The sequence below is a fragment of the Streptomyces sp. NPDC057654 genome, assembly GCF_042800135.1.
Taxonomy (GTDB): domain Bacteria; phylum Actinomycetota; class Actinomycetes; order Streptomycetales; family Streptomycetaceae; genus Streptomyces.
Map to the genome: position 1 here is coordinate 3,203 of NZ_JBHVHQ010000131.1, position 10,742 is coordinate 13,944.

The following is a 10,742-nucleotide window of genomic DNA, read 5'->3' on the forward strand; positions in this document are numbered from 1 at the left end:
CCCACCCCCTACGCCATCGCGTGCCCCAAGAGCGTCTGTGCCGCCGCGCGGGCGTGCCGTCCGTAGTCCGGTTCGTCCAGGACCATGGCGCGGGTGGCTGCCCCGTCCGCGAGGGTGACCAACTGTTCCGCGAGCGCGGCAGGTTCGCGGCAGCCCAGTTTCGTCACCAGCGCGGTGACGAGCTGCGCCATCCGGAGCTTCTGCTCGCGGGCGTACGCGTGGACCGCGCTCTCCGGGTCGGGGAATTCCGCGGCGGCGTCGATGAACGGGCACCCCCGTACCGGCGCCGCGTCCGGCGCGGGGCCGGGTTGGTCGAACAGTCCGAGGATGCGTTCCATCGGGGGGACGTTCTCGCGGGTCAGTACGGCTTCCAGCGTGGCCCCTGACGCGGCGACGCTCTGGAGATGGGCGAGTACCAGATCGTTCTTGGCGCGGAAGTGCGCGTAGAGCGTGCGCTTGGACACCGGAGCGGCCTCCGCGACCTGCTCCATGCCCGTCGCGTTGATCCCCTGCGTCGCGAACAGCCGCGCCGTGGCGGCGAGGATGCGCTCCCGCGCCCCACGGCCCCGCCCGCCGGTCACTGCTGCTGTCCCCACTGTGGCACTCATGCACCAAGTATACGTACGCGTTTACTTCGGCAGGAAAGGCTTGCTAGGGTCCATCTATGTAAACGGTTCCGTTTACATAGATGATCGTCGAGGAGCACCCACCCCCATGAGCCTGTTGACCACCCCCGCCGACCTGAGCGGCAGCGCCGAAAAGTTGATACGCGGCCGTCACGCCACCCGCGCGTTCCACCCCGAAGCGGTCTCCGAGGACACGATGCGCGCGATCTTCTCGCTGGCCGGCGCCGCGCCGTCCAACTCCAACGCCCAGCCGTGGCGAGTGGAGATCGTGAGCGGCGCCGCGCGCGAGCGCTTGGCGGAGGCATTGCAGGCGGCCCACGCCGAGCGCCGCGTCTCGGTCGACTTTCCGTACTCCGACGACATGTACGCGCCGGCGCACCTGACCCGCCGGGCGGCGTTCGGTGAGCAGCTGTACGGGGCCCTGGGTATCGGCCGAGACGATCACGAGGCGCGGGCCGCCTACGACGCGGAGAGCCTGCGCTTCTACGGGGCCCCGCACGCCGCGTTCCTGTTCGTCACCGGAAACAACGGAGTCCCCGGTGAAGCCCCCGGCGGAGCCCGCCTGGCCGCCGATGCCGGCGGTTATATGCAGACGCTGCTCCTGGCGATGGCCGCGTACGGAGTGGCGAGCTGCCCGCAAGGGCTGCTGAGCTTCTATGCCGACACGGTCCGCTCTGAGCTGCAAGTGGACGGCGACGGCCAGTTGCTCGTGGGCATCTCCTTCGGCTACGCCGACGACGCCGCCCCGGTGAACCGCATCACCACAGAGCGGGCCCCGCTCGAAGCGGTGGCGACCTTCCATGCCTAGCCAGCCCAGCCCCAGCCCCCGCGACCACCAGTCAGAACCAACACTCCGACGATAAAAATCGACACTGTGTAGACTTTCTAGATGGAGGGGCGGTACCAGCCCGTCCCCACCACCCGTCTGGAGAAGCAATGCACCAGCAGAACTGGCTCGTCACCGGCGTCAGCACCGGCCTCGGGCGCGCCTTCGCCCAAGCCGCCCTGGCCGCCGGGCACACCGTCGTCGGCACGGTCCGCGCGGAAAACGATCTACGGGCCTTCGAGGAGCCGGCCGCCGGGCGCGCCCACGGCCGCATCCTGGACGTGACGGACGACGACGCCGTTACGGCCGTCATCGCTGAGGTGGAGCAGAACGTCGGCCCCCTGGACGTCGTCATCGCCAACGCCGGGTACGGCCTGGAGGGCACCTTCGAGGAGACGCCGCTGGCCGAGGTGCGGCGGCAGTTCGAGGTCAACGTCTTCGGGGCGGTCGCCACGCTCCAGGCCGCGCTGCCGTACATGCGTCGCCGCCGCAGCGGACATCTGATGGCCGTCACCTCCATGGGCGGGCTCATGGCCGTACCCGGCATGTCCGCCTACTGCGGCAGCAAGTTCGCGCTGGAGGGCATCCTCGAAGCGCTGGGCAAGGAGGTCGCGCAGTTCGGGATCCATGTGACGGCGATCGAGCCGGGCTCGTTCCGTACGGACTGGGCCGGGCGGTCCATGACGCGCGCCGGTCGGTCCGTCGAGGACTACGACGAGTTGTTCACCCCCATCCGCGAGGCGCGGCAGAAGGCCAGCGGCAACCAGTTGGGCAACCCGGCCAAGGCGGGGGAGGCCGTCGTGCATATCGCGTCGGTCGATGCGCCGCCGGCCCATCTCGTGCTGGGCTCCGACGCGTTGCGGCTGGTCACCACCGCCCGTACGGCTGTGGACGAGGACATCCGCAACTGGGAGGAGCTCTCCCGCACGACCGACTTCGCCGACGGCGCTCAGCTCTGATGCCCGGCGCCCACCCCGCGCGGAGCGGCGGCCGCCGCTCCGCCGCCGAACGCAAGGGCGACGTCCGGGAACGGGCGATCCTGGACACCTGCGAGGCCCTGCTGGCGGACAAGGGCTACGAGACCATGACCGTCGGCGACATCGCCCAAGGCGCCGGCATCACCCGCGGCGCCCTGTACTTCTACTTCGGCTCCAAACAGGAAGTCGTCGCCGCGCTCGTGGCCCGGACCGTCGAGCACCTGTGGGAACGGTCCCGCGTCACCGCCCAGACCGAAGAGCCGCGCCAGGCCATCGCGGCGGCCATGCGGCGAACTGTCGAGCTGTGGAACGAGCACGGCCTGGTCATGCGCACCGCGATCGACCTGTCGCTGACCGTTCCGGAGATCGGCGAACTCTGGGACCGTACGGCCGACTTGTTCATCGCCGCCATCACCGCCGTCCTGGAACGGGCCGGCGTCCGGCCCGGCGCCGAACCGGACCAGGCCGCCGCGATGGCACGCGCCCTGTGCTGGATGATCGAGCGGACCTTTTACCACGCCTCGCAGGAATCCCGCGAAAAGTTGCAGGAGGCGTCATCGACCTGCGAACACATCTGGCTGATCAGCGCGGGCCTCACCGGACGGATCGCGGAATGAGCTGACGTGAACGGGTCGTCACCCCATCCGCCACGCCCGCGAAGCAACCCCGTTGATCGTCGCCCCGCCCTGAGCCAGGTCGACGCCGCTGGTCCGCAGGAACCCGATGGGGAAGGGCAGTTCCGGCACCGTCAACGCGTCCAGTTCCGCCAGTTGCGCCTCGGACAGGCTGACGGTCAGCGACGCGAGGTTGTCCTCCAACTGCTCTGGGGTACGGGCGCCGATGACCGGTGCGGTCACCTCCGGGCGGTGGCCGAGCCAGGCGAGCGCGACGGCGGACACCGGGACGTGCTGCTCGTGGGCGATCTGCCGCAGCAGGTCCAACAGATCGAAAGTGCGGTCGGTGAGCATGCCCTGGGTGTTCGGCAGTGCCGCGCGGCCGGATTCGGCCGGGTTCCGTTCCGCCCGCGTGTACTTGCCCGACAGGACGCCGCCCGCGAGCGGGCTCCAGGGCACGACGCCGATGCCCAGTTCGCGTACGGCCCCGAACAACTCGCCTTCGGCGGTCCGTTCCAGCAGCGAGTACTCGGCCTGGATTGCTGCGACCGGCTCCCAGCCGCGCAGTTCGGCGATGGTGGCCGCCCGCGCCACGGCCCACGCCGGGGTGTCGGACAGGCCGTAATAGCGGATCTTCCCCGCGCGCACGAGGTCTTGGAGGGTGCTGAGAGTCTCTTCCAGAGGGGTGTGCTGATCGAAGTAGTGCTGCCAGTAGAGGTCGATGTGGTCGGTGCCCAGGCGGGTCAGCGAGGCGTCGAGCTGGCGCATGATCGCCTTGCGCCCGGCGCCGCCGCCGTTGGGGTCGCCGGGGTGCATGTTGCCGGCGAACTTCGTGGCGATCACCAGGCCGTCCCGCGTGCCGGGCCGCTCGCGCAGGAACTGCGCGACGGTCTCCTCGGCACGGCCGCCGGCGTAGCCGTTGGCGGTGTCGACGGCGTTGCCCCCGGCATCGGTGTAGCGGTGCAGCAGCCGCAGCGACGCGTCACGGTCGGAACCGAGGCCGGGGTCGCCGAAGGCGAGGGTGCCCAGCATCAGCGGGCTGACGCGGAGGCCGGTGCGGCCGAGGGTGCGGTAGGAGTCGAGGTGAGTGGGGTGAATGGTGTGCGTGGAACTCATGCTCACCAGCCTGGCGCGGTTGTGGCGTACGGTGAATGCCGTACCGTACGGATTTCTTTCGCAGAAGTACAAAGCAGAAGTACAAAGAAGACAAGATGACCGAAGAACGCGGAGCAGCAGCGACCGACGAAACCCCATCCGACCCGTTGTCCCACGTCCTGGCCCTCGCCGGCGCCCGGTGCACCCTGACCGGCCGGCTGGCGGCGAGCGGCCGGTGGGCGCTCCGCTTCCCCGCGCCCGGCCGCCTCAAGATCATCACGGTGCTCCGCGGGAGCTGTACGTTCTCCTCGCCCCGAATCCCGGGCGAGGTCGAGGTGCGCGGGGGAGAGGCGATCGCGGTGAACGGCGCCGACCCGTTCACGCTGCACACCGACCCCTCGGCGACGCCGGTCGACGCCTCCGAGATGACGGTGCCGTTCCACCGCATCGGGGCGGGCGAGGACTTCTCGGGGGTCGGCGGAGAACTGGACGTACAGCGCGGCGGCGAGGCGCTCCTTGCCTGGGCCCTGCCGCCGTTCCTGCACATCACGCGTACGAGCCCACAGTCGGCGGCCGTGCGCTGGCTGCTCCAGGAACTGGACGCCGAACTGGGCGACCACCGGGCCGGCGGCGGCTTCGCGCGGGACCAGATCGCCCAACTCCTGCTCGTACAGGTACTGCGCTCCTACCTCGCACACCCCGAGGCGCTCCCGGCAGGCTGGCTGCGCGTCGTCGCCGACCCCCGCCTGGCCCCGGCCGTACGCGCCATGCATGAGTCTCCGGCACACCCCTGGCAACTCCACGAACTCGCCCGCATCGCCACCATGTCCCGCACCAGCTTCGCCGCCCGCTTCCACTCCGTATCCGGCGTCCCGCCCCTGACCTACCTCCACACCTGGCGCATGCGCCTCGCCGCACACGCACTGATCCACCGGGACGTGCCCGTAGGCCAGGTGGGGCTGAGCATCGGCTACGCGTCGGAGAGTTCGTTCAGCACCGCGTTCAAACGCACCTTCGGCACAACGCCGTTGAGATACCGGCGATCGGGCGTACAGGGTCACAGCGCCTGACGGGCTGATGGGCTGATGGGCTCACGGACTGAACCGACTGACGAACTCGGACTCCACCGCGCCGAGGCGTCCACCAACCTGGAGAACCTGCCGTCGCAGCGAGTGCTGCGACGCAACGGTTTCAGCCCGTACGGCGTCGCGCGCTCCGTGATCCTCCTCGACGGGCAGTGGCGGGACGGGCTGCTGTGGGAGCGCATCCTCGGGGCCTAGGGAGGGGTCCTCGGCCGTCAGGGCCGGCAGGGCCATTCGCGGCTCGGGAGGCCAGTACCGAGGTGCGATTTCCTCGATGTGTCTGGTCACGAGCTGCTGGGGATTCGACCTGCACCTCGGCGGGCTCTCCGAGTTGGCGCGCGTTCTACGGCCGTGACGACCCCTGGTTCGCTGCTGTCGGCGCGGGGCGCGGGGCGCGGGTGCAGGACGATCTTTTTCACGTGCCCCCGGCGGGCGAGTTCCTCCTGTGCCTGAGCGGCCTGTTCCAGGGGGAAGGCCGCCGCGATGACGGGTCGGATCTCACCCCGGCGGGCCATGTCCATGAGGAGCCCGAAGTGGGTCGGCGTGTGCATCGCGGCACCGATGACCTGCGCGTTGTGCAGGTAGAGGCGGCGTACGTCGAAGGTCACGCCGTACTCGCCGAGCGCGCCGCGATGACCCACCGGGCCCCTTCGCGCAGCAGCGGCAGCCCGTCGCTCACCAACTCGCCGGCCACGACATCGAGTGCGACGTCGATGCCGTCGGAGCCGACATCTCGCCTTCCCGGCAGGGCGTTTGACAGCCGCATCTACGGGGTTCAGGGATCCCGCCTCAGTTCTCTACGCGACGGCCTTGGCCGCCAGCTCGTAGCAGCGGATCCGTGCGTCGGCGTCGTACACGGAGGCGTACAGCATCAGCTCGTCCGCGCCGGTCTGCTCCACGATCTCCGCGAACCGGCGGCGCACCGTCTCCACCGAACCGCGCGCCTGCGCCGCGCCGATCGCCTCCACGATGCCGCGCATCTCCTCCGGGATCTCGTACAGGGCCGCGTCCTCCGGTGAGAGCAGCGCCGCCGAGGTTTGCTTGGCCCGCGCCACGTCGGTCGGGCGTGCCAGGCGTGCGGCCTCCTCGTCCGTGTCGGCCACGACCGTCTCGACCGCGGCCATCACGTAGGGCCGCTCCGCCCACCGGGACGGGGTGAACAGCTCCCGGTAACGCTCCGCCGTGGCGGCGCTCCGGTCCGGTCGGATGTGGTGCGCCAGCGCGATCGGCAGTCCCAGCCGGGCCGCAAGCTCCGCGCTGGCCGGGCTGGACGCCAGCAGCCATGGGCGGGCGCCTCCCATGTCGGGCTGCCAGCCGGCCATCAGCCGTACGTCGCCTTCGCCCGAGAGGTAGTGCAGGATCGCGGTCACGTCTTCGGCGTACTCCGCGTCCGTGGTCGGCTCGGCGCCCCGGCGCAACGCCCGTACGATCGACTGGTCGAACGTACCCGGCCCGCGTCCGATGCCCATGTCTATGCGGTCCGGATGCAGCGCCGCCAGGGTGGCGAACTGCTCCGCGATCGCCAGCGGCGCGTGGTTGGGCGCCAGGACGCCGCCGGACCCGACGCGGATACGGCTGGTCAGGGCCGCGAAGTGCGCCATCAGGACCGCGGGCACCACGCTCGCCGACAGTTCGGTGCCGTGATGTTCGGCGAACCAGATTCGCCGGTAGCCGAGTTCGTCAAGGCGGAGCACGGTTCGGCTGGTCGCGTCGAGCGACTCGGCGGCTGTTCCGTTCGGCTCCGCAACCACGAGGTCCAGCGCGGACAGTGAGATGGTCATGATCGGAAGACTAGGGCAACGCTACGACATGGGGGCGGCGCGGAGCCGGTCGGCGAAGGCGGCGCGGAACCGGTCGGCGAAGGTCGGCCCGTACGCCTGGCACCGGCAGGCCCCTCAGTAACATCGCGTTCCATGAGAGCACTCACGTTCGCCACATACGGTCCCCCCAGCGTCCTTGAGGTCGCCGACATGCCGGAACCGCATGCCGGACCGGGACAGATCCGGGTGGCCGTACGGGCGTCCGGCGTCACCCCCTCCGACTGCGGTCTGCGCGCCGGGAAGTTCCGCGACATGATGCCGGTGAGCCTGCCCCACGTGCTCGGCGTGGACGCCGCGGGCGTGGTCGACGAGGTCGGTACGGGCGTCACCGACGTCCGGCCGGGCGACGCGGTCTTCGGCATCATCAACCTCGCCGAACTCGGTCAGCTCGGCGGCGCAAGCGCCGAGTACGCCGTGCTGTCCGCCTGGGCGCCGAAGCCGGACGCGTTGAGCTGGGAGCAGGCCGGGGGCGCCGCCGCGAACGTCGAGACCGCCGCGCGCTCGCTCGACCTGCTGAAGGTCGGCACCGGCACGACCCTGCTGATCGAAGGCGCGGCAGGCGGCGTCGGCACGGCCGCCGTCCAGCTCGCGGTGGCCCGCGGCGCGCGCGTCATCGGCACCGCCAGTCCGCACAACCACGAGTTCCTCGCCGGGCTGGGCGCGGAAGCGACGACCTACGGCCCCGGACTGGGCGAGCGGGTCGGTGCCCTGGCGCCCGACGGCGTGGACGCCGTCCTGGACTGTGTCGGCTCCGGTTCACTGCCTGACCTGGTGGAAATCGCCGGAAGCCCGGACCGGGTCGTGACCACCGTCGACGCCAAGGCCGCCGAGTACGGCGTTCACCTGACCCGTTCCGCGGGCCCCGGCGCGGACCCGCAGGCGCTCGACGGCCTCACCACGGCCGCGGCCCTCGCCGAGCAGGGCCGCTTCACCGTCCCGATCGCGGGCGCCTTCACCCTGGAAAACGCCGCCGAAGCACACCGCTTGAGCGAGACCGGCCATGCCAGGGGGAAGATCGTGATCATCCACTGACCGGGCGGTTGCGAAACCGATCACCCCTGAATCACCCCTGAATCACCCCTGAATCACCCCGGAATCGCTCCGGACTCACCCTGGAATCACCCTGGAATCAAGGCGCAGGGCCTCTTGCCGCTCGGTGGAATTGATCACCGTGAGTCGTCAAGAGGCCCTGTTTTTCACGAACGTATGGCGTTATGGAGTAATAGCGTAATGGCGCTATGTGCGCTACTTACCTGCCAGGGCTTTGTAGAATTTCCCTGTGGGTGATCCCAGGCCGGTGATCGTGTCATAGCCGACGCGTGAGACCAGACCCGAGTCGGCCGACTGCCCGAGGGTGAACACCTGAGTGTACTTTTCCTGCGTTCGAGATGTCACCATCTCCGCGGCGAGGGTTTCCTTCTCGTGCGCCCCGCTGGGGTGGTCGGTGATGTCGTGGTAGGTCCCCGTCCCTCGCAGAGCGTAGAGAGTCGGATTCACGAAACCCAGAGATTTGCCGCCCGCCGCTTGGACGGACAGGGCCTCCATGCCGGCGATGAGGGGGCTCGACAGACTTGTGCCCCCGTTACCTTCCTCTTTGTACTGGGGCTTTTGGCCGGCAGTAGCGGACGGGTATGACACGCCGAATCGGATGCCGGTATGGAAGTCGGCCACAGCAGCTATGTCGGGCATGGTCCGCATCGGCTTTTTGCCGTCCGGTGAGCTCAGCGCGGCGGGTACGGCATCGCGCTGGTAGTCAGGCTGGGGGAAAACAGTACTCACACCGCCGCCCGCACCACCCGAGAAGGCTCCGGGCAGAGGCTCAGCCCAGGACTTGCCGTCGTCGGCCAGTGTCGAAGCGTCACTCTCCCAACCCATCTCCCACTTGTACTCGCCCTTGGCCCCGATAGCCAGACTCGTCCCGCCGACAGCGGTGGTCCAGGGGCTGGAACCGGGGTAATCCATTTGCGGAGTCTTGGTGTTATCGAGACTGCCGCCGTCGCCCGATGCGAAGTTCGTACTGATGCCTTCGACGGCGGCCTGCTGGAGGGACTGCTCGGTCGCCTTCACAAGCGCCGGATCCACCGGAGCCTCATCCTCCTGATCACCAGGCAGATCGCCCTCCAGGTAGGAGCTCGTCAGCACATCGGCGAGCCGGTGGTCGACGACGTCGGTCAGCGCGTCCAGCACCGAGTTACCGGTCACATGGCCTGTCCCGACAGCGAAGGTGACCGCGGCGTCCGGAGCGACGGCGTGCACCGCTTCGAGATCCATCGCCCCTTCGTCGTCACCCACGATCTGAGGCGCGCCCGACGGAAGGCGCAGTGTCAGCTGTCCCGGGGCGAAGGGCTGCTCACCGTGATGGGCGGCGAAGGTGTTGGCGTCCTTCAGAAGGGTGGGAGAGACCAGGGGGGCGAGGATCGCGACCTTGGCGCCCTTGCCGGTGAGCCCAGTCCCCTTGATGCCGTAGGCGCTGCGTATCTGCGCCGGCGTGTAGCCGCACGGTTCCCATGAGACGGTCCGCCCGTAAGCCTTCGGGAGGTCGGTCGCCGGTTTTTCCCCGTAGTACGACGAGCATTTACTGTCGGTTGCGCCGGCTGTGCCGGCTGTGCCGGTTGCGTCGGCTGCGCTGGTTGTGCCGGTTGCAGAAGGGGCGTTCTTGTGCGCACTCGCAGAATGCGTTGACTTCCTCGTGTCCAGTCCGGTTATTCCGAAGACGTCGCCTGCGAGGGAGTGCGGAACGCTGACAGAACGGGCGGGCGCCCGCACTGTATGCCCGTCGACGCGGTACTCGTCGATGCGGGTTCCGAAGGCTGCCTCGATCCGGTTTGCTTTTCCCTGCACGGAAATCGAGTGAGGTCCGCTGACCGTAGCCTTCAGACCCGCGGCACGCACCCACGCCTTGACCCGTTCCAACTGCGCATGACTGGTCCCGTACCGGTCAAGAGCCTGCTGCGCGGTCAGGAAATGCCGGTAGGAGGGGCTGTGCGGGTCCGAAACCTTTTGGGCATGACGGGCCAGCCCTGCGGGATCCTGACCGGCCAGCAGCATGTTCACTTTAAGAGCCCTGCCAGGGTCCGTATGCCCGAGGTGCTCAGCCGACGCGGCCCACAGCGGCGTGTTTCCCACCACGGCCCGCTGAGTCATATCCGTCGCAGCGTTGGCTGTTCCTTCACCCGTCGCTGTAAGGGCCAGACCGGTAACGGCAGCCAGCGCCAGCCATCTACTTGTCCGCAAAATGATGTCTCCATTCGGACGTCTCGATCCAAAGGGGCAGCTCTTCGACCGTGCTGTCGACCGGCACCACGGCACGCTCCGACCGTAGGCCGCAGATGTCAGAAACGTGTCAAGACAGTTTTAGGGTGGTGGGCCGCGTCATCCGAGACGACGTGCGGACCTGGGCTCTGGGGCCTGGGCCCCGGGCCCGGCCCCCGAACGGTGATTCGGCAGCGGCCCGAGCTGGGACCGGCGCGCCATTGACTACTGAGGTTGAACTCGGGGTGTCGTGGCTGTTGATAGGGGCAGGTCGCCGTGGTGCGCCGGCTGTGTAAGGCACATGAGGTACATGAGGTACGTGCAGGGTGGCGGAGGGTGGCGGCTCGTCGGACGAGTGCCGGCTTCGTCTCGGGCCCTTCGGGTCCACAGCGCGGGGGTGGTTGGGTGGGGCGGTATTCGGCTCCGCCGGGTGCTGCTGACGTCTCTGAC

Annotated in this window: 9 protein-coding genes and 2 pseudogenes; 6 read left to right on the top strand and 5 right to left on the bottom strand. The window is 69.1% G+C overall.

Features of this window, described 5'->3' with window-relative positions; genetic code table 11:
* Positions 1-8: 8 nt before the first annotated feature.
* A complete protein-coding gene (locus tag ACFU99_RS13290; protein ID WP_384390220.1) occupies positions 9-608 on the bottom strand; it encodes a TetR/AcrR family transcriptional regulator in 600 nt (199 codons plus the stop codon).
* Between the two features lie 106 nt (positions 609-714).
* On the opposite strand from ACFU99_RS13290, the gene ACFU99_RS13295 reads away from it, so the two are divergent.
* The 3 genes from ACFU99_RS13295 (at position 715) to ACFU99_RS13305 (ending at position 3,046) form a co-directional block, all read left to right on the top strand.
* Complete coding sequence (locus ACFU99_RS13295) at positions 715-1,434, top strand: nitroreductase (RefSeq protein WP_384390222.1); 720 nt, start codon at positions 715-717, stop codon at positions 1,432-1,434.
* Positions 1,435-1,562: 128 nt separating this feature from the next.
* Positions 1,563-2,411 (top strand): oxidoreductase, encoded by an 849-nt coding sequence (locus ACFU99_RS13300; RefSeq protein WP_384390225.1) that lies wholly within the window; start codon positions 1,563-1,565, stop codon positions 2,409-2,411.
* Positions 2,411-3,046, top strand: coding sequence for a TetR/AcrR family transcriptional regulator (locus ACFU99_RS13305; protein ID WP_384390228.1), 636 nt, complete (start codon positions 2,411-2,413; stop codon positions 3,044-3,046). The genes ACFU99_RS13300 and ACFU99_RS13305 overlap by 1 nt, the downstream gene beginning before the upstream one ends.
* Positions 3,047-3,064: 18 nt before the next feature.
* Here the strand turns inward: ACFU99_RS13305 and ACFU99_RS13310 are convergent, their stop codons facing one another.
* Entirely contained in the window at positions 3,065-4,159 is a 1,095-nt protein-coding gene (locus ACFU99_RS13310) for an aldo/keto reductase (protein WP_384390231.1), read from the bottom strand.
* Positions 4,160-4,254: 95 nt separating this feature from the next.
* Between ACFU99_RS13310 and ACFU99_RS13315 the strand changes: the two genes are divergently transcribed.
* Together ACFU99_RS13315 and ACFU99_RS13320 are read left to right on the top strand one after the other, a co-directional pair.
* Positions 4,255-5,208, top strand: a complete 954-nt coding sequence (locus ACFU99_RS13315) for an AraC family transcriptional regulator (RefSeq protein ID WP_384390234.1) — start codon at positions 4,255-4,257, stop codon at positions 5,206-5,208.
* Between the two features lie 39 nt (positions 5,209-5,247).
* Positions 5,248-5,418 (top strand): annotated as a pseudogene (locus ACFU99_RS13320) (GNAT family N-acetyltransferase); the annotation flags it as partial.
* Between the two features lie 197 nt (positions 5,419-5,615).
* Here ACFU99_RS13320 and ACFU99_RS13325 read toward each other — a convergent pair.
* A pseudogene (locus tag ACFU99_RS13325) lies at positions 5,616-5,941 on the bottom strand (zinc-binding dehydrogenase); the annotation flags it as partial.
* A gap of 76 nt (positions 5,942-6,017) precedes the next feature.
* Complete coding sequence (locus ACFU99_RS13330; protein ID WP_384390236.1) at positions 6,018-7,001, bottom strand: MsnO8 family LLM class oxidoreductase; 984 nt, start codon at positions 6,999-7,001, stop codon at positions 6,018-6,020.
* Positions 7,002-7,133: 132 nt separating this feature from the next.
* Between ACFU99_RS13330 and ACFU99_RS13335 the strand changes: the two genes are divergently transcribed.
* Positions 7,134-8,072: an NADP-dependent oxidoreductase gene (locus ACFU99_RS13335; protein ID WP_384390239.1), complete on the top strand. Its 939-nt coding sequence runs from the start codon at positions 7,134-7,136 to the stop codon at positions 8,070-8,072.
* A 213-nt stretch (positions 8,073-8,285) separates the two neighbouring features.
* Here the strand turns inward: ACFU99_RS13335 and ACFU99_RS13340 are convergent, their stop codons facing one another.
* Positions 8,286-10,184: a protease pro-enzyme activation domain-containing protein gene (locus tag ACFU99_RS13340; protein WP_384390242.1), complete on the bottom strand. Its 1,899-nt coding sequence runs from the start codon at positions 10,182-10,184 to the stop codon at positions 8,286-8,288.
* Positions 10,185-10,742: the final 558 nt, after the last annotated feature.

What these genes read in the sequence shown, in the direction of transcription:
- ACFU99_RS13290 (WP_384390220.1), bottom strand. Translation starts at nt 608, where the DNA reads ATGAGTGCCACAGTGGGGACAGCAGCAGTGACCGGCGGGCGGGGCCGT.
- ACFU99_RS13295 (WP_384390222.1), top strand. Translation starts at nt 715, where the DNA reads ATGAGCCTGTTGACCACCCCCGCCGACCTGAGCGGCAGCGCCGAAAAG.
- ACFU99_RS13300 (WP_384390225.1), top strand. Translation starts at nt 1,563, where the DNA reads ATGCACCAGCAGAACTGGCTCGTCACCGGCGTCAGCACCGGCCTCGGG.
- ACFU99_RS13305 (WP_384390228.1), top strand. Translation starts at nt 2,411, where the DNA reads ATGCCCGGCGCCCACCCCGCGCGGAGCGGCGGCCGCCGCTCCGCCGCC.
- ACFU99_RS13310 (WP_384390231.1), bottom strand. Translation starts at nt 4,159, where the DNA reads ATGAGTTCCACGCACACCATTCACCCCACTCACCTCGACTCCTACCGC.
- ACFU99_RS13315 (WP_384390234.1), top strand. Translation starts at nt 4,255, where the DNA reads ATGACCGAAGAACGCGGAGCAGCAGCGACCGACGAAACCCCATCCGAC.
- ACFU99_RS13330 (WP_384390236.1), bottom strand. Translation starts at nt 7,001, where the DNA reads ATGACCATCTCACTGTCCGCGCTGGACCTCGTGGTTGCGGAGCCGAAC.
- ACFU99_RS13335 (WP_384390239.1), top strand. Translation starts at nt 7,134, where the DNA reads ATGAGAGCACTCACGTTCGCCACATACGGTCCCCCCAGCGTCCTTGAG.
- ACFU99_RS13340 (WP_384390242.1), bottom strand. Translation starts at nt 10,184, where the DNA reads ATGACTCAGCGGGCCGTGGTGGGAAACACGCCGCTGTGGGCCGCGTCG.